Origin of the sequence: Candidatus Corynebacterium faecigallinarum (genome assembly GCF_052264515.1) — a bacterium.
GTDB lineage: Bacteria > Actinomycetota > Actinomycetes > Mycobacteriales > Mycobacteriaceae > Corynebacterium > Corynebacterium faecigallinarum.
In genome coordinates this window covers 49,878-67,056 of sequence record NZ_JBQQOC010000017.1, presented here as the reverse complement: position 1 = coordinate 67,056, position 17,179 = coordinate 49,878, and the positions used below count along the sequence as shown (strand labels likewise).

The following is a 17,179-nucleotide window of genomic DNA, read 5'->3' as shown; positions in this document are numbered from 1 at the left end:
AGATAAGTAAAGACCTATATGCGCTGGATGTCATCGACCGCCCGAGCCGGGCACAAATGGGGGCAAACCATTTCTTCTACGGCACTCATTTACGGAATATACGTATGTGTCGAACTTAGCCTCCACAGAGTAGTCTACAAGCTCTTCTTCTAATGCGGTTACGATGTCATGTCCGCACATATTCCATTCTTCCACCTTGGAGCCTGGTCTCCATACTGGCGGATCGTCGAATTGGGACGATTCGCTAACGAACCTTTCCTGAAAGTACACTGTCCAAGAGTGTAATTTCCGTTTCAATGCTTCACTTAGATTGAAGTCTTCCGCTGTTACATAAGGGCGAACTCCAACTACTTTATCCCTCGGGGGTTCCCCCCAGAGTGAGCTGGGGTGTCCATGATCCGGGCGGAGTACAAGTCTTCTCTTTTCCGGTCGATCTACTTCCATAGGACCTCAAGACCATCCACGCAGCCGTGCCAGTTCCCGGAGTATTCGTCGTATCCTGCCCACGCTGTCCAGAGCTCGTTTTCGGTTCCAGATGGTCCGCCATTTGGGTTGACGATTGCCACACTGTTCACCCCGGATCTCTTATTTCCTCTTTGTCTTCCCCAGTTGTTTCCATGGGCATTATCGTAGTCCTCTGCGTTGAGTGTATAACAGTGCTCGAAGCCGCCGACGAAGTCGGGGGTGGAACCAGGTCAGGGGAAGTCACGCTTCCGGGTCTGATCCACGACCACTGCTCCGGGATCCACCCACTGGCGGTGGACAGTGCTTTCTCCCGTTCCGTGGATCTCGCCGGACACGGCCTGTCCTGGACCTGGCCGGAGGTGCAGTACTCCCATCCACTGGAAGCGGGGGCAGGTGCGGCGGTCTACCGGGACGTCAACCACACCGCTGGGGCACTGGGGAAGGATGCCGCAGTCTGGCGGTCCGTCTTCGGCCCGCTCGCCCGGAGTTTCGCCGATGTCACGGAAGACTTTCTCCGCCCGATGATCCATGTTCCCGACCACCCGGTGAAACTGGCCCGTTTCGGTGCCGTCGCCGGGATGCCGGTCTCCGTGACCGCCCGACTGTTGCGCACCCCCGAGGGCCGGGCTTTGTTCGGCGGCGTGGCGGCACATGCCTTCCGACCGTTCCACACTCTGGCGTCGTCTGCTGCTGGTGCGGCGCTGGGCACTGCAGCACACACCTTCGGGTGGCCGGCGGCGGTCGGTGGTTCGGCGGCGATCTCCGACGCCATGGTCGGCGTCCTCGAATCGCACGGTGGCAGAGTTGAGACCGGGGTACGGCTGCGGTCACTGTCCGACGTCCCGGATTCTGGGTCGTCATGCTGGACACCTCCCCCCGAGCCGCCGTCGACATCGCCGGGGACGTCATGCCCGAGGCAGTGTCTCGGGCGCTGTCCCGTTTCCGGCACGGTCCGGGCGCCTTCGCCGTGCATTTCGCCGTCGAAGGTGGTATTCCGTGGACGCATCTGCCGTCCCGCGAGGCTGGAACAGTCCATGTCGGCGGCAGCTTCGAGGAGACGGCGGTGGCGGAGCGGGAGATCCACCGGGGCACCATGCCGGAGAAACCGTTCGTGCTGGTGACCCAGCAGTCGGTGGCGGACCCCACCCGTGCCCGGGGTGGCGTCCATCCGGTGGACACCTACGCCCATGTCCCGGCGGGTTTCACCGGGGACGCCACCGCCGCGATCATCGCGCGCATCGAGGAATACGCACCAGGATTCCGCGACCGCATCGTGGCGAAGACGGTATGGAATGTCCGGCATATAGAGGACGCCAACCCGAACTACATCGAGGGAGACATCGTCACCGGTGCGAATTCGCGCGCCAACTGCTGTTCCGCCCGCGGATCGCCCTCGACCCGTACAGCACAGGGACGCGCGGTATCTACCTGTGTTCCGCAGCCACCCCGCCGGGTGCCGGAGCCCACGGCATGTGCGGTTACAACGCGGCACTGTCCGCGTTGAAGGACCATAACCTGGAACTGCCTCACACGGCAGGGGGCGCATCGTGACGCTGGACAGTCTCGTTATTCGTATCGGCACCATCATGCACAGTAAGTTCGACCGGATCAGTGATGCGATGACGGAACTCATCGTCCAGAATGAGACTCCGTTGGTGTCCGAAGAGCTTGCCGACATGCTGGCGTCGAGCGTGTCCGGCAACCTTGAAACCGTGATCCAGCTTCTGCGCAACCAGATTCCGGTCGAGGAGGCCCGACCGAGTACGGTGGCGATCCGCTATGCACAGTTGCTTGCTGACCGGGGAGTTTCCGCAGACCAGTTACGTCGGGCGTACCATCACGGCGCAGAGGGCGGACGCCGCGAAATCTTTAAGATCGTCCGGGACCTGGACTGCTCCGCCGATGAGAAGCTCCAGGTACTCCACCACATCGACGGCTTCCTCCACTCCTACATCGACTGGATCAGCGCGGAAGTGCTGGACGCCTATGAGCAGGAGGCACGACGCCTCACCGACTTCAGTGCGACAGCAACGGCGACGGTGATCCGGGATGTGTTGTCAGGGACACCGGTTCCGGAGGCGCGGTTCGAGAGTATTGCCCACTATCGGCTCGACCAACGCCATCGAGCTTCGGTGATGTGGGTCAATCAAGACAGTCCAGCGGTCGACCACACCACTGACCTGCAAACCCAAGCGCAGTGGATAGCCCGCGGGCCTGGCTTCACCGGCACCACGTTGTTCACTGCCGTAGACCGGGGAACAGCGTGGGTGTGGTTCGGCGTGGAGGGCACCGACCCGCTCACCGAGACGACGGCCCTTTCCCAGGAACTGCATTCACGGGTACCGGGGGCACAGATCTGCTTCGGCACCGCTCAGTCGGGTGTCGCAGGATTCCGGACATCACACCGCCAGGCTCAGTCTGCTGAATACCTGGCACGCATCACAGGTCCGGACCGCCCCGCCCCAGTATGCTACGACGATCCCGGAGTTGCCTTGGCTTCCCTGCTCAGCTCCGATGTACCGGCGTTACGGGACTGGGTAAACGAACAGCTTGGCGAGTTGGCCGCACATTCTGACAACGCTGCTCGGCTCAGGGAAACATACTCGGTCTTCCCGGACTCCGGGGCGAGTTTCACCCGGACCGGAGGACTGATGATGCTGCACAGGAACACCGTGAAATACCGCATTGAACAGGCCCGAGCACTGATCGGCGCAGAGAATCCGGGCACTCCGGCGGAAAACTCCGTTGCGCTGCACATGTGCCGACTTCTCGGACCGTCGGTGTTGAGCACCGACACACAGGAGGAGTGACCCGGCGGTTACACTGGGGACCATGAGTGATTCCCGCCGAGACTCCGTGTCTGCGGGTAGCCATGTCCGCGTCGGCGACGCCGAGCGCGAGGGCGCGCTGTCCCTGTTGGCCGTGCACTTCGCCGACGGCAGGATCACGCTGACCGAATACGACGACCGCTGCCGGGACGCCGCGGCGGCAACCACCCGCGACCAGTTGGACGTCCTGTTCACCGATCTGCCCACCCTGCCCGACCAACAGGCGCGACTGTCCGGCAACACCGGTGGGACCAGCACGGAACTGGCGGTCTACTCCGCCCAGGAACTGGCCGAGCAGCACCGCCGAGGTGCCCGCCCGCGGGCCGGAATCATGGGGCTGACCACCATCGCGGCGATCGCCGGGGCCGGGATATTCAGCTCCTCGGTGGCGGGCCCGCTGTTGCTGCTCATCATCCCGGCGGTGGCGATCCTGTTGTACGTGGTCAAGATCGGCCCCGAGTCCTGGCACGCCCCCTCCCCCGAGGCCTTGGAGCGTGCGCGGGTCAAGCAACTACGCCGTGAGCATCAGCTGGAGCTGGAGGAGAAGGCGCATGCCGAGCAGATCGCGAACGAGGAGCGTAAGGCACAACGTCGGCAGAAACAGTCGGAGATGGGCACGGAGGCCTGGGACCTGGCACAGCGTGCGGTGAAGGGCGCCGGCAACATGTTCACCAACCGCGGTGGCCGCGGCGGCAGTGGCAAGCACAGTAAGTCCGACGACGACTGAGTCGAGCGGCAGCGCCGTAGAACCAGCGCCGCGTTACTAGATCTGCAACGCGTCGGCCTCGACGCGTCCGAACTGCTCCACCACGCCGGCGAACAGCCGCACGCCCACCGGGATGCAGGCCTCGTCCAGCACGATATTCGGCTGGTGCAGGTCCGGCTTCTCCCCCTCGCCGGTCCAGGCACCCAGCCGGGCCATGGCACCGGGGACGTGCTCCAGGTACCAGCTGAAGTCCTCGCCGCCGGAGGACTGCGGGGCCTCCTGCAGTGCGTAGGGGTCCACGTCCTTGACGGCCTGGGCCATGAGCGCGGTACAGGCGTCGTCGTTGGTCACCGGCGGAACACCCTTGGTGTAGCGAACCTCGGCCGTGGCACCGGTAGGCGCCAGGACCTGTTCCACCAGCTCCGGGAACAGCGTGTCCAGCGTGCGCCATACCGTGGGGCTGCCGGTACGCAAGGTACCCAGCAGCGTGGCCTGCTGCGGGATGGCGTTGAAGGCGGAGCCGCCGTTGACCGCACCGAAGGTCAGCACGGTACCGGTACGCGGATCGACCCGGCGGGACAGGAGACCGGGCAGCTGGGTGATCAGCTGGCCGACCGCGAAGATCACGTCGGCGGTGAGGTGCGGACGACTGGTGTGACCACCGGGCCCGCGCACCACCAGTTCCACGACATCGGTGGCCGAGGTGATCGCCCCGGTCTTCACACCGATCTGGCCGGCCCGCAGCTTGGGCTCGGCGTGCACGGCGAAGATGTGGCTGACCCCGTCGAGGGCACCGGCGCGGATGACATCGGTGGCACCGCCGTCGAGCACCTCCTCGGCGGGCTGGAAGATACACCGGACGCGCTGGTCCAGCCCACCGTCACGGTGCAGGTCGGCCAGCGCGCAGGCCAGGCCGAGCACCACGGTGGTGTGGATGTCGTGACCGCAGGCGTGCATCACCCCGGGGGTGGTGGAGGCGAAGTCCAGTCCGGTGACCTCGGTCAGCGGCAGGGCGTCGATGTCGGCGCGGAAGGCGATCAAGGGGTTGGCCGGGTCGGGTTCACCGATGTCGACGATCACGCCGGTACCCGGCAGCCGCACCGGCTCCAGGCCGGCCTCGGTGAGGGTCTCGACGAGGAACTCGGTGGTCCCGAACTCCTTGTGGGACAGTTCGGGGTGGGAATGCAGATAGCGCCGCCAGCCGATGACCCGGTCGTGGTTGTCGACGATCCAGGACGCGACGGCGTCAGCCACCGGGCCGGTGTCGGCGGAACCGAGAGTGCTCACTGTGGGCGGTGCTCCTCACCATCTAGACCATGCAGTTCATTGCCAGTTCATACTAGCCACCTTGTGCCCCAGACTCCTACCCCGGTACCTGTCCCGCTCCCACCCTGGCGGGTTCGGCCAGCCCGCCACCCTCGCTGGCCTATGCTGGGAACCATGACTGACGCTGACTTTTCCGTGGCGGAACTGGCGGACCGCGCTGCCGCCGAACTGGCTGAACGCACCGGGCGTGACCACCATGACGTGGCTGTTGTCCTGGGCTCGGGGTGGCGTCCTGCCGCCGATGTCCTGTGTTCTGGGGACGGTGTGAAAGGGGCAGACGGGCCGGACGGCCTGACGGAGTTCACTGAGTTCCCCATGTCGGACCTGCCCGGTTTCCTTCCCCCGACCGCCGAGGGCCACGGCGGGACGGTCCGGAGTCTGCGGATCGGTGGGCTGAATGTCCTCGTCCTGTTGGGACGCACCCACGCCTACGAGGGCCACGCCCTGTGGCGGACCGCGCATGCGGTCCGCACCGCCGCGGCCGCCGGGGTATCCACGGTGGTGCTGACCAATGCCGCCGGCGGGCTGGCCGAGGGCATGAGCGTCGGCGAGCCGGTGCTGATCAGCGACCACCTGAACATGACCGCGCGCACCCCGCTGGTCGGCGCCGATTTCGTGAACCTGGTGGACGCCTACTCGCCGAGGTTACGCCACATGGTCGGACGCCTGCGCCCGGGGATGCGCGAGGCGGTGTACGCGATGATGCCGGGACCGCAGTACGAGACCCCGGCGGAGATCCACATGCTGCGCACCATGGGGGCGGGGCTGGTCGGCATGTCGACGGTCTACGAGACGATCGCCGCCCGCGCCGCCGGCGTCGAGGTGCTCGGGATCTCCCTGGTGACGAACCTGGCCGCCGGGATCACCGGTGAGCCGTTGAACCACGAGGAGGTCCTGGCCGCCGGAGCCGCGGCGGCAACGGACATGGGCACCCTGCTCGGTGAACTGATCACCGAGATGAACACCGACACCACCAGCGACACCACCACCGACACCACCAAGGAGCAGGCATGAGCAACCAGTTGAGTTTCGGGACAGCCGGCCTGCGGGCCCCTTTCGGCCCGGGCGAGGACAAGATGAACGTCTCCACTGTCACCCGCGCCACCGGTGGAATCGCCGTCTGGCTGACGAAGAACTGCGATCATGAGGGTGATCATGACGGTCAGTTGAGCGTCGCCGTCGGCTACGACTCCCGCTACGGTTCGCACGCGATGGCCCGGGCTGCGGCGGAGACCTTCGCCGGTGCCGGCTTCGACGTCACGCTCATCGCCCACCCGGCCCCCACGCCGGTGCTGGCGTGGGTGGTGCGCCACCGTGGTCTGGACGCCGGGGTGCAGATCACCGCCAGCCACAACCCCCGCACCGACAACGGCTACAAGCTCTACCTCGCCGGAGGTTCCCAGCTGGTCAGCCCTGCCGACCGGGAGATCGAGGCGCTCACCGCCGCCCAGCCGCCCGCCGCGGAGGTGCCCCGGTCCACGACGGTGTCCCTGGACCTCGGCGCGGTTGAGGGCTATGTCTCGGCGGTCACCGCACCGCTGGCCTCCGGTGACGGCCACGTCCTCGCCGCCCGTCGTGACCTGCACGTGGTCTACACCGCCTTGCACGGGGTCGGCGGCTACGCCCTGGAGGAGACCTTCCGCAAGGCGGGTTTCCGTCGGCCGTCGACGGTCGTCGCGCAGCGCTGGCCGGACCCGGAGTTCCCCACGGTCGACTTCCCGAATCCGGAGGAGCCCGGTGCCACGGACCTGCTGATCGACACCGCTACCGCGGCCGGGGACGCAGCAGAGCGTCCTGACCTGCTGATCGCCCTGGATCCGGACGCTGACCGGTGCATGCTCGGCATCCCGGACCCGAGCGCCCCGCAGGGCTTCCGGATGCTGCGCGGCGACGAGACGGGCCCGCTCCTGGCCACCCGCGTCGTCAATGAGCATGCCCCGGGCGCGGAGTCCCCCGCCCCGGTGGTGGCGACGACGGTGGTGTCCTCCAGTCTGCTCGGCCGCATCGCCGACGCGCGCGGCTGGGACTACCGGGAGACCGCGACCGGTTTCAAGAACCTTGCCCGCGCCGCCGACGATGCCCCTGGTGAACTGGCCTTCGCCTTCGAGGAGGCGATCGGGACGTGTCCCTTCCCCTCGGTCGTGGCGGACAAGGACGGCATCGCCACCGCGCTGGTCGCCGCGACATGGGCCGCGGAACTCAAGGCACAGGGCACCAGCCTGCTCGAGCAGCTGCACCGCGTCGACGACACCTACGGGGTCGTGCGCACCGCCCAGGTGTCGGTGCGGTGTGACTCCCCTGCCGCAGCGGCGGACCTGGTGGCGGGGTGGGCTGCCCGGCCGCCGGCGGAGTTCGCCGGTTCCGAGGTCGAGGACATCTCCTCCGGGCTCCGGCTGCGGTGGTCCACCGACGGGTTGGAGCACCGGCTGTTCGCCAGGCCGTCCGGCACGGAGCCGAAGGCGAAGTTCTACCTGCAGGTCGCCGCCGGTGCGTCCGACGGTGCCGGTGCTGATGCCACCACGGTGGAGGACGCCCTGTCGTCACTGGTGGCGCAGGTCCGCTCACTGACGGACTGAGCGAGTTCACAGGGCATTCGGGAGTTCTCCTGAGAAGTTCTCACGAGGAGTTCTCCCCGAACTCCGACTTTGGTGTGCGTGGCATGGGTTAGAGTAACCCCCGTCATAGCCAAACCATCCTTCATGAGGTTCCCACCATGATTCGTCCCGCCGCCCGTTCCCTCGCCGTCGCCGCCGCCCTGTCCACCGCCCTGGCACTGACCGCCTGCGGTGACGACGGTGACGATTCCACCGACACCGGCACCGACCCCGTCTTCACCGAGCAGGAGACCGCCGTGGAGCAGGACGACACCACCTCAGCGTCCGCATCGGCCGCTGAGTCTGCGTCTGAGTCCGCCCACGCAGATGACGACGCCGATGACGATGACAACGATGCAGACGACAAGGCAGTCGAACCGTCCTCCTCCGGGGACGTCGAGATCTCGGTCACCGCACCGGACAAGTCCAGCTACTCGAACACCATCATCAAGACCGGTCAGACCACCTACGAAATGACCGCCGACTACTCGGAACGCGACAGCCTGACCAAGCTGCCCAGCGTGGGGTGGTCGCCCTCCGAGGAGCTGCGTAACTGCTCGACCAAGGTCACCTACACCAGCGAGGACGGCACCGAGATCGCCCAGTACCGTACCCAGGACTGCGAGAGCTCCATCAGCGAAGGTGAAAGCTCCGACGCCTACGAATGGTTCGACCGCAGTCCGCTGCCCACCCAGGGCCAGGAGGTCGATCTGACCATCGTCGTCGAGATCGAGGCCGACGACGACACGTACGAAGGTGAGTCCACCATCTCCCTGCGCAACCCGAACAACTACCGCTGACGCGGCAGGATCAGAACCCGTCAGAGCCCGTCGAGGTCGATGTTGCGCGGACCGTACAGCCGGTCGCCGGCGTCGCCGAGGCCGGGGACGATGTAGGCCGCCTCGTCCAACTCGGGGTCGATGGTGGCGGTGACCAGTCGCGCCACCGGGTAACCGGAGTCACGCACCGTCTCCACGCCGGGCACAGCCGAGACCATGCACACCACGATGATGTCGGTCGCCCCGCGGGCCGACAGCAGGCGCAGTGCGTGCAGCAGCGAGCCGCCGGTGGCGAGCATCGGGTCGACGAGGAAGACGGTGCGTCCGGTCAGGTCCTCCGGCAACGCCTCAAGATACGGGACCGGCTCGTGGGTCTCCTCGTCACGGGCCATCCCCAGGAAGCCGACCTGTGCGTCCGGGATCATCGACAAGGCGGGGTCGATCATCCCCAGCCCGGCACGGATGATCGGCACGATGATCGGCGGGTTCGACAGCCGGTGGCCGGTGGCCGTGGCGACGGGGGTCTCCACGGAAAACTCCTCCACCGGGAGGTCCCTGGCGGCCTCGTAGACCAGCATGGCTCCCAGGTCCGCCAGGGCTGTCCGGAATGCGACGTTGTCGGTGCGGGCATCGCGCATGATGGTCAGGCGGGACGCTGCGAGCGGGTGGTCGACTTCGATGATCTCCATGGCTCTCCACGGTAGTCGACGCCGGGGCAATCCCCTACGTTCGCGCTTGTCGGGGAACCTCAGGGAACCTCGGGGAACCTTCAGGGCCTGCCGTGGCGTCTCTCCGGGCATGACACCGACTACTGCATCTCCCCAGCCACAGCAGTGTGGCATGCTCACCGCTGACCCGGAGTCCCTGGCCTCCGCCGCCACCCACCTCGCCGGAATCGCCGACCGGCTCGGCGCCCCGAAGGGCCCCGGTGGGCCTGGTGGCCCCGGTGCGTCCGGTGAACCCGCCACCCTTCTCGCCCCGGTTCCGCAGGCGGCCGCTTTCACCGCCGCCATGGCCCGGGTTCGTGGCGAACAGGCCACGGTGATGTCCGGGTTCAGTGGCTTCTACCGCTCCAGCGCCGAGTCCTTGTCCAGCACCGCTACCGCACTGCGTCGTGGTGAGGACGCCGCGGCAGCACGCTTCGCCGGCATGGGCACCGGGGCCCTGCGATGACCGATCTCCTGGCACTGCTTGAACCGGTCCGTGCCCTGGCCCCCACCGCCGCATCACCGGGGAGCCATCCGCTGACCGCGCTGTTGTCCGCCGATCAGGCGGAGCTGACCGGACTGCTCATCGACAATGCCCCGACCTTGGTGGACACCGCCCTGCGTGGCTCGGCCGGCACCGCCGCCGTCGGGGCGCTGGGTGATGCCGGACGCAACGCTGCTGCCCTGTTGTCCCAGTCCGGTGAACTGGAGGAGGTGGCTGCCGAGGCGACGGTGGCGGTGGAACGGGCGGCGGCCGACATCGCCGGTGTCGCCGCCGACTGCCTACGTGACCTGGTGCCCGCCGTGGCGGCCGCGCCGTTTTCCCCGGCAACTCCGGCGGTGGCCTTCCAGATCGCCGGTGGCCACCTGGTCCGGGCACATGCCCGGCTGGACGCCCTGGGTGCCGAGCTCGGTGGGTTGACCGGGCGGGTCGAACAGATCGGGGCGGCGCTTCCTGCCCCTCCGCCGCTCCCCGGTTCACCGTCGGCACTGTCCCTGATACCGGACGCAGGGCCAGACTCCGGGCCACCGTCGGGATCCATCGCACAGCAGGTCAGCGACACCGGCACCGCCAGCGACAGCGCCACCGAGGTCGTCGGCGCCCCGACCCCGGAGGCCGCCGCCGCGGTCACCGCCGCCACCAGTGCCCTGGGCACGCCGTATGCGTGGGGCGGGACCACGCCCGGGGTGGGCCTTGACTGCAGCGGGCTCACCCAGTGGGCCTACGGCCAGGCCGGGGTGGACATCCCCCGCACCGCCGACCAACAGGCCGTGGGCCCCCAGGTACCTGCCGACCAGCTCGCCCCCGGGGACCTGGTCGTGTGGGACGGCCATGTCGCCATGGTCACCGGGGATGGACAGATGATCGAGGCCGGAGATCCGGTCCAGATCAGCTCGATCCGTACCGACAACATCGGCATGAACTTCCTCGGCTTCTACCGCCCCACCGGCTGACTCCGGGCACCGCCGAATACCGACCCCGAATCCGGCCCCGAATAGCGGCCCCGAATCCGACGAGGAGAACCTCGACATGTCCCCTGGCATCCGCCACTCCGGCCTGGCCCGGATCACCTCCGCCCCACCAGTCGCCGAGTACAACGTCCAGCAGTTTCTCGGCGATCCGCCACCCACTGTGCCGCCGGTTCTCACCGCCGAACTGTTCACCCACGGGCCCGCTGGTGAGCAGTGACACACAACGGCGATCCGGTCATCGACCAACGGGCACCGTACGGCTAGAATCGTCGGTCATGGCAGACAACGGAATCGTCACCCTCGAACTCGAGACCACCGCCGGCACGTTCTACACGCTGTGGGCCCCAGGGTGGGTCTCCCGGGGTGAGGAGTGGCAGGCGTTTCTCGGTGACGACACCGGTGTCTTCGGCTTCTCCTCCCCCGCTGAACTCCTCGCCCACATCGAGTCCAGCAGCAACCACGACCTGGTCGACCACCCGCGGTGGAAGGCTTTCCTCGAGGGGGCCGAGTCCAAGGTGACCCCGAAGGCCGCGGGGAAGGTCAGTTTCGTCGAGCTGCCGAACAACCTCGCCGGCCGGGCGTCCTTCGAGAACACCCGGATGGTCTCCAACGCCTTCAAGGTGCTGCGCTCCTTCGGCACCGTCTGCGGTATCCAGCGTGTCAACCGGTGGTTCCAGGCCTACTCCCTGCTGGCGAACGTGTCCCGTGGACCCGACCACTACGCGGGGGGGAACGGGCTGAACGAGTGGTCCAGCATCGGCTACACCGTGGTGGACAACTGGGCTGACCTGGTCGATGCTGTCGACGAGAACATCGTCACCCCGGAGGTGGACGCCGATGCGGTGGCCGCCGCCCAGGAACGCATCGACGCGGTCGCGAAGGCTGAGCAGGACGCTGGGGAAGCTGCGGCAGAGGCGTCGAAGAACACCGACGACAACGGTTCCGGGAGGGAAGCCGGCAAGGACTCCGGCTCCGACTCAGACTCAGACGCTGCGTCCGGTGCCGATGCAGACGATGCCGACCCCTACGACTCCACGCCCTGGGGAACTGCCGGCATCGACCCGATCCGTATCACCATCGACGGCACCACCGTCTACACGCTGCGGTGCTACATCGGGGACCGTCAGCCGGTGTTCCTCGGACGGCTCGGCGAGATCCACACCTTCCCGTCATCGCGGTCCATGGTCCGCTGGATGATCGACGCGAAGGACCACGACCTGGCGGAGATGGAGACCTGGGGCGACCTGGTCACCCTCGCCAACGCCGGTGAGCTGGAGGTGACCGTGCACCAGTCCAACGTCTACGGCTTCACCGGACTGCGCGACGACATCTCCACCGGTATCGATTCGGTGGACACCGACCAGCTCTCCCGGGCCTATGAGTTGCTTGCCGACGCCGCCGACTGGGCGAAGGATGACGGGGTGAACAAGGTTCTGCTGGCCTACCCGCGTCTGCAGGACTACATCGCCTACATCCTCGGCTCCCCGTCGCAGGGCACCCCGAGCGCCCCCTTCGACGAGGAATCCGAGGGCTGGGGTCAGCTGGAGACCAAGTTGACCGAGCGTTTCACCAAGTTCTAGTTAGCTTCCCTCGCGCCACCGGTCATCCCCGTCGGACACGTAGTAGGTGTCGAAGTGGGCGAGGGTCTCGGTGTCCCCGTCGGAGTCCGAGAAATAGATGAGGCCGCCGAGAACCTCGATGGTCCCGCCGTCGACGTCGACGGTATAGACACCCTCGTCGATGTCGAACCAGGCATCCTCATCAACCGGCCCCTGGGCCGTTCCACTCTCAAAATCTGCCCGCATGTAGTAGCTGTCGTCCGCCTCGTCGAGGCAGACCACTGCGTCCGATCCGCCGCCAGTCCCGGCGTACACCCACGTGTCATCGCCATCGCACAGGGCATCGCTGTTCTCGAAGCCCGGGTACTTCAGGTTCGACGGTAGACCGGAGGATTCGCCCGTATCATCCGACGAGGTGTCCTCGTCGAGCAGACGGTCCTCCAGACCACTGCGGCCCGCATCGGTGTCGTCATCGCCGGTGTCCCGGTCCTCCGACTCGCTGGGGACGAAGGCGACGGAATCGGAGGAGTCGTCGGCATCGGTGTCGTCCTTGGTGAGGAACCACAGTCCGGCACCACCAGCACCGATCAGGACCACCAGTGCGGCGATCACACTGACGATGACACCGGTGTTCGACTTCTTCTGGTCCTGCTCATTCGGCTGCCCGGGGTAGCCCTGCGGGTACGGGTAGCCCTGCTGCCCCGGGTAACCCTGCTGCTGGTATCCGGGTTGACCGGGCGGGTACGCCCCGCCCTGCCACGGCTCCTGACCCTGCGGCTGACCCTGCCTGTCAGGATCCCCACCCCAGTTGTTCCCGTTACCCCAGGAGCTGTTGTTCATTGCCTCAACGACCTTCCGGTGTCTCTCTCGCAAACGTCAGTTGCGCATAATCCTATCTTCCACTGAAGTATCTCGCAGCAACCGCCCCGCGCGGCGACATTGCCGATCAACCCCGTGGCCAGCACAAACGGCCGGGAACCCCTGGTTCCCGGCCGTTAATTCTGTTCACTCGAGCAGCTACACCGTCGAATCCCTGACCTCCTCGTCGGCGGCCGGAGTAGCCGGTGCACCGGCAGCGTCGACCGGGGCCGGCGCATCGGGGGCGACGATCTTCCGGACGCCCCAGATGACCTCGTTGACACTGACCACCGCAACGGTGAAGGCGAGGGTGAACAGCGTCGCCCGGAACAGTGCCATCGAGGTGTCGGAGGCGGCCATGGTGGCGATCAGCGGGTAGAGCATGCTCAGGGCAAGCACCGCGAGGATCGCGACGTAGACCTTGGATTCACTGCGTCGGCGGCCGTTGAGCGCCCACTTGCTGGTGTCGAGTCCCGCTCCGCCGGACTTCTGCGACGACTGGCCGAAACCTCCGGCCGACTCCTGGTGTGGTGCGGAGTAGTTCGGAGCTGCCGCCGGAGCCGCGGCCAACCAGGCGCTCGAGGTGGAACCACTGCCACCAGCGGGAACCACTGCCTCAGCCGCATCGGATTGCTCTGCCTCGCCTGCCTCGGCAGCAGAGTCGGTGGCGTCAGTGGCGTCAGCAGCGTTATCGCTGTCCGCCGCCACTGCCCCACCCTCAGCCTCAGGCGTCCCATTGTCGGGGATCGGGGCGTCCGAGAAAGCGGGGTCATAGGACCCCGCAGAATCCGCAGAGTCAGCAGAACCATCGGCATCGTCCGGCACCGGGGAGATGATCGAGGTCGTGCTCGACGACGGCTCATCAGCGTCAGCATCCGCGTCCGTGTCCGGAGCAGAGGGACCTTCCGAGGTCAGCGGTTCGTACCCCGGGTAAGCCTGCTGACGTGTCGGAGCGGCGGAGGGAGTCTCCGACGCGACCGGCGTCGCCTCATAACCAGTGTCGGGGCCGACCCCGTAACCAGCACCGTAGCCGGCACCGTAGCCGGCACCGTGGCGTCCTACGCTGTCCGCTGCCCCGGAGTCCCCCCGTCCCTCAGTTTCCACGGGCTCCGCAGACACCTGCTCGCTCACCGTGGACTCCGGGGTCTTGGCGTCGGCGAGGTCATGGAGCCAGCGGATGTTGACCACGTCGTCCGGCCCGCTGTCGAGCGCGGCCTCGTAGATGTCGCGCTTGTACGGGTCACCGAGGATGGCCTGGGCGGTCTCCAACTGGTCCATCTCCGGTGACTCCGGCCTGTACCCCTGAGTCCTCAGATCGGCGATGCGTCCCGACAGGATCTCGGAGATGCCGCTCGGCGGCATGTCCTTGTCGAGGTGGAGTTCGGTGTACAGGTCGTAGTTGGCCATTGGTGCATCCCTCGTAGTTGGTGGCTCGTATTGGTGAATCGGTGTGGTTTTGTGTGAGATGGACTCACCGGCACCTTAATACACTCGAGGGCCGCTGCACATGGGGACAAACCGGAGAATGCCAAACCGGGGAATGCCGGTGTATCAGCAGACCGGCATGTTCTGCACCACATCAGTGGGCTCGTCCGCCGTATCAACGTCAAGGCCGGCCAGGATCATCGCGTAGCGGGTCTTGTCGCTGTCCCCGGGAAAGACCATGATGTTGTCGCCGTCGGTCTCGACATCGATGACACAACCGTTGTAGTCCATCGGCGTGCCCTCACCTGAGACGTAACGGGCCCGCGTGTCACTGTCGCCGAAGTCCACGACCACCATCGTCAGCGAGGAATCCGCGCAGACCACCCGGGCGGTCTCGTCGCCGGACGGTTCGCGCCCCGAACAGCTCATCGACCGCCAGCCGTCCTGCTGCTGTCGCTCCGGCAGGAGATCGGGGAACGCCTCGACCATCCTGGCGTCCCGGGAGTCCCACCCCGGGTACAGCACCTGCTGGTAACCGAGCACGCCCAGCAGCCCGGTACCGGCGATCAGCAGGACGATGGTGACCAGGATGCCGACGCTGCGTCCGGTACGACGCCGCGACTGTGCCGGTGGCGCCTGTGGTGTCGGACGCTGCGGCGGTGACACCGGCGCCACCGGCGCCACCCCGGTCTGCTGCACTGTCGGACGCGGGGCCGCCGCGGTGTGCTGCGCCGGCGGGCCCGCCGGGGACACCGCTGCAACCAGGGCATCCAGGAAGGCGACCGCGCTGGTGTACCGGCTGCCCGGATCATTGTTCAGGGCGACGCCGAAGACCTCGGTGACCCGCTCGGCCACACCGGGGACCTGTGCGTCCTGCGTCGCCAGGTTGCCGACGGTCAACGCCGGCAGGGTCCGCTCACCCCGCCAGGCCCGCTGGCTCATCGTGTCGCGGAAGGCTGTGAGGGTGAGCATCTCCACGGCGATCAGCGCCAGGGCGTAACGGTCGGTCGCCGGACTGTAGTCGACCTTGTGCGCACCCCAGGTGCTGGCCACCGAGAAAATCTCCGGCGCCATGTACTTCTCGGTGCCGATCACCAGCCCGGTGGAGGTCAATCGGGTGTCCTCACCGGCGATGCTGATACCGAAGTCGGTGAGCACCGAGGTGGTCCCCGGGTCCTCCGGCAGCAGGATATTCGCCGGCTTGAGATCGCGGTGGATCACCGGGGACTGCCGGTGGTGCAGGTAGTCCAGCGCCTGCGCCACCGGCCGCAGGACAGAGTCCACCTCGGCGACGGTGAAGCGGTTCCCGCTGGCCCGTCGGTCGGTGATCGCCTTCTCCAGGTCACCGCCGGGCACGTAGTCCATGACGAAGTAGGTCGACAAGCCGTCGGCGTCGCTGCTGCGTCCGGAATAGTGGATGTTCATCACCGCGGAATGCCGGATGCCGGCCAGGGTGCGCATCTCGGCGGCGAACCGCTTGAAGGCGTCGTCGGTGGAGACCGCTTCCGGACGGATCACCTTCACCGCGACCCACCGGTGCAGCGCATTGTCGAAAGCCCGGTAGACGTGCCCCATCCCGCCATGGCCGATGAGGCTGAGCTGGGAGAGGTTGTGCTTCTCCTCGAGAAGCTCGGCGAGCTGGGCTTGTCCGTCGGGAACCGTCATGAGTTGTCCGCGCTCCAGGTGAAGTCGCGCCCGGAGCGCTCACTGCCGTCCTCCCGCAGCACCCGGACGCCGTCGGAGGTGATCTCGATGCGCAGCGACCCGACCTTCTCGGTCACCCAGTACCCGCTGCCGACGCGGTCCATGTCGATGTTGTGCTCGGCGGCACCCTCGTTGTAGTAGCCGCGGTAGTAGTAGTCACCCCGCTCACCGACCTGGCAGATCACCGCCCGGTCGTCGCCGTTGGTGCCGGCGAAGATCCAGGTGTCGTCGCCGTTGCACTGGGCGGCGGGGACGCCGTTGGCGGCACGTGGGGTGTTCGGGAACCCCTGGGCGGTCACCCGGTCGCCGTTGAGGTCGCCGCTGCCGCCGAACCGGTCGTCGTCGTTGTCGTCGTTGTCGTCATCGTCGTCATCGTCATTGTCGTCGTCGGGACGCTCCGAGGGCGACGCCGAGGAGGTCGACGACTCATCTGTGTCGTCCTCGTCATCCGTGTCGGCGGCACCGGACTCGGGCACCGGGACGAAGGTGACGTTGCCGGCCCCGTCGGAGCTGCTGGAGTCCGAGTCACCGTCGCGTCCGAACATCCCCCAGATGACCACGGCCGCAATGACCAGAGCCACCACGGCGATGAGGGCGACGGTGATGATCGGGCCGCGGCCACCGCCGGAACGCTGCGGTGCCCCGCCAGGGGTTCCGGCGGCCGCCGCAGCGTCCGGGACGGGCTGCACGGCCGTCTCGTCCGGCAGCCACGGACTATTGCGCGGGGTAGGCGACCCCCACTCATTATTGCCCAC

Annotated in this window: 17 protein-coding genes; 10 read left to right on the top strand and 7 right to left on the bottom strand. The window is 67.0% G+C overall.

Translation table 11 applies throughout. The features are described 5' to 3' along the window. Positions 1 to 868: 868 nt before the first annotated feature. Positions 869 to 1,237, bottom strand: coding sequence for a hypothetical protein (locus ACTXPP_RS10020; RefSeq protein WP_443342012.1), 369 nt, complete (start codon positions 1,235 to 1,237; stop codon positions 869 to 871). An 87-nt stretch (positions 1,238 to 1,324) separates the two neighbouring features. Between ACTXPP_RS10020 and ACTXPP_RS10015 the strand changes: the two genes are divergently transcribed. Genes ACTXPP_RS10015 through ACTXPP_RS10005 form a run of 3 tightly spaced genes read left to right on the top strand, consistent with a single transcriptional unit; the run spans position 1,325 to position 4,020 of the window. Next, positions 1,325 to 1,969 carry a phytoene desaturase family protein gene (locus ACTXPP_RS10015; RefSeq protein WP_301496618.1) on the top strand — a complete coding sequence of 215 codons (645 nt, stop codon included), beginning with the start codon at positions 1,325 to 1,327 and terminating at the stop codon, positions 1,967 to 1,969. A 43-nt stretch (positions 1,970 to 2,012) separates the two neighbouring features. Next, positions 2,013 to 3,275 (top strand): PucR family transcriptional regulator, encoded by a 1,263-nt coding sequence (locus ACTXPP_RS10010; protein WP_301496616.1) that lies wholly within the window; start codon positions 2,013 to 2,015, stop codon positions 3,273 to 3,275. Positions 3,276 to 3,297: 22 nt separating this feature from the next. After that, the gene (locus ACTXPP_RS10005; RefSeq protein ID WP_301496615.1) at positions 3,298 to 4,020 is read left to right on the top strand and encodes a DUF1707 SHOCT-like domain-containing protein; all 723 of its coding nucleotides are present in this window, start codon (positions 3,298 to 3,300) and stop codon (positions 4,018 to 4,020) included. 36 nt (positions 4,021 to 4,056) lie between these two features. On the opposite strand, the gene ACTXPP_RS10000 is transcribed toward ACTXPP_RS10005, so the two are convergent. Beyond that, the gene (locus tag ACTXPP_RS10000; protein WP_301496613.1) at positions 4,057 to 5,286 is read right to left on the bottom strand and encodes an amidohydrolase; all 1,230 of its coding nucleotides are present in this window, start codon (positions 5,284 to 5,286) and stop codon (positions 4,057 to 4,059) included. Positions 5,287 to 5,439: 153 nt separating this feature from the next. Here ACTXPP_RS10000 and ACTXPP_RS09995 point away from each other — a divergent pair, with 153 nt between their 5' ends. From ACTXPP_RS09995 to ACTXPP_RS09985, 3 genes are all read left to right on the top strand, one after another. Then, positions 5,440 to 6,339 carry a purine-nucleoside phosphorylase gene (locus ACTXPP_RS09995; RefSeq protein ID WP_301496611.1) on the top strand — a complete coding sequence of 300 codons (900 nt, stop codon included), beginning with the start codon at positions 5,440 to 5,442 and terminating at the stop codon, positions 6,337 to 6,339. Beyond that, on the top strand, positions 6,336 to 7,901 hold the full coding sequence (locus tag ACTXPP_RS09990) for a phospho-sugar mutase (RefSeq protein ID WP_301496610.1): 1,566 nt from the start codon (positions 6,336 to 6,338) through the stop codon (positions 7,899 to 7,901). The genes ACTXPP_RS09995 and ACTXPP_RS09990 overlap by 4 nt, the downstream gene beginning before the upstream one ends. A 137-nt stretch (positions 7,902 to 8,038) precedes the next feature. Then, complete coding sequence (locus ACTXPP_RS09985; protein ID WP_301496608.1) at positions 8,039 to 8,719, top strand: hypothetical protein; 681 nt, start codon at positions 8,039 to 8,041, stop codon at positions 8,717 to 8,719. 20 nt (positions 8,720 to 8,739) lie between these two features. On the opposite strand, the gene upp is transcribed toward ACTXPP_RS09985, so the two are convergent. Continuing rightward, the gene (gene upp, locus ACTXPP_RS09980; RefSeq protein WP_301496607.1) at positions 8,740 to 9,387 is read right to left on the bottom strand and encodes a uracil phosphoribosyltransferase; all 648 of its coding nucleotides are present in this window, start codon (positions 9,385 to 9,387) and stop codon (positions 8,740 to 8,742) included. Positions 9,388 to 9,538: 151 nt separating this feature from the next. Between upp and ACTXPP_RS09975 the strand changes: the two genes are divergently transcribed. The 4 genes from ACTXPP_RS09975 (at position 9,539) to ACTXPP_RS09960 (ending at position 12,458) form a co-directional block, all read left to right on the top strand. After that, positions 9,539 to 9,871 (top strand): hypothetical protein, encoded by a 333-nt coding sequence (locus ACTXPP_RS09975; protein WP_301496605.1) that lies wholly within the window; start codon positions 9,539 to 9,541, stop codon positions 9,869 to 9,871. Further along, on the top strand, positions 9,868 to 10,860 hold the full coding sequence (locus ACTXPP_RS09970; RefSeq protein WP_301525613.1) for a C40 family peptidase: 993 nt from the start codon (positions 9,868 to 9,870) through the stop codon (positions 10,858 to 10,860). The genes ACTXPP_RS09975 and ACTXPP_RS09970 overlap by 4 nt, the downstream gene beginning before the upstream one ends. Before the next feature lie 76 nt (positions 10,861 to 10,936). Then, on the top strand, positions 10,937 to 11,095 hold the full coding sequence (locus ACTXPP_RS09965) for a hypothetical protein (protein ID WP_301495030.1): 159 nt from the start codon (positions 10,937 to 10,939) through the stop codon (positions 11,093 to 11,095). A gap of 58 nt (positions 11,096 to 11,153) precedes the next feature. Further along, positions 11,154 to 12,458 (top strand): SatS C-terminal domain-containing protein, encoded by a 1,305-nt coding sequence (locus tag ACTXPP_RS09960; protein WP_443342008.1) that lies wholly within the window; start codon positions 11,154 to 11,156, stop codon positions 12,456 to 12,458. Here the strand turns inward: ACTXPP_RS09960 and ACTXPP_RS09955 are convergent, their stop codons facing one another. The 4 genes from ACTXPP_RS09955 to ACTXPP_RS09940 all read right to left on the bottom strand — a co-directional run bounded on the left by ACTXPP_RS09955 (position 12,459) and on the right by ACTXPP_RS09940 (position 17,179). Further along, positions 12,459 to 13,277 (bottom strand): hypothetical protein, encoded by an 819-nt coding sequence (locus tag ACTXPP_RS09955; RefSeq protein ID WP_301495035.1) that lies wholly within the window; start codon positions 13,275 to 13,277, stop codon positions 12,459 to 12,461. A gap of 177 nt (positions 13,278 to 13,454) precedes the next feature. Then, a complete protein-coding gene (locus ACTXPP_RS09950; RefSeq protein WP_301520411.1) occupies positions 13,455 to 14,702 on the bottom strand; it encodes a hypothetical protein in 1,248 nt (415 codons plus the stop codon). 144 nt (positions 14,703 to 14,846) lie between these two features. Next, entirely contained in the window at positions 14,847 to 16,385 is a 1,539-nt protein-coding gene (locus ACTXPP_RS09945; RefSeq protein ID WP_301495038.1) for a protein kinase domain-containing protein, read from the bottom strand. After that, positions 16,382 to 17,179: a hypothetical protein gene (locus ACTXPP_RS09940; RefSeq protein WP_443342006.1), complete on the bottom strand. Its 798-nt coding sequence runs from the start codon at positions 17,177 to 17,179 to the stop codon at positions 16,382 to 16,384. Before ACTXPP_RS09940 ends, ACTXPP_RS09945 begins: the two co-directional genes overlap by 4 nt.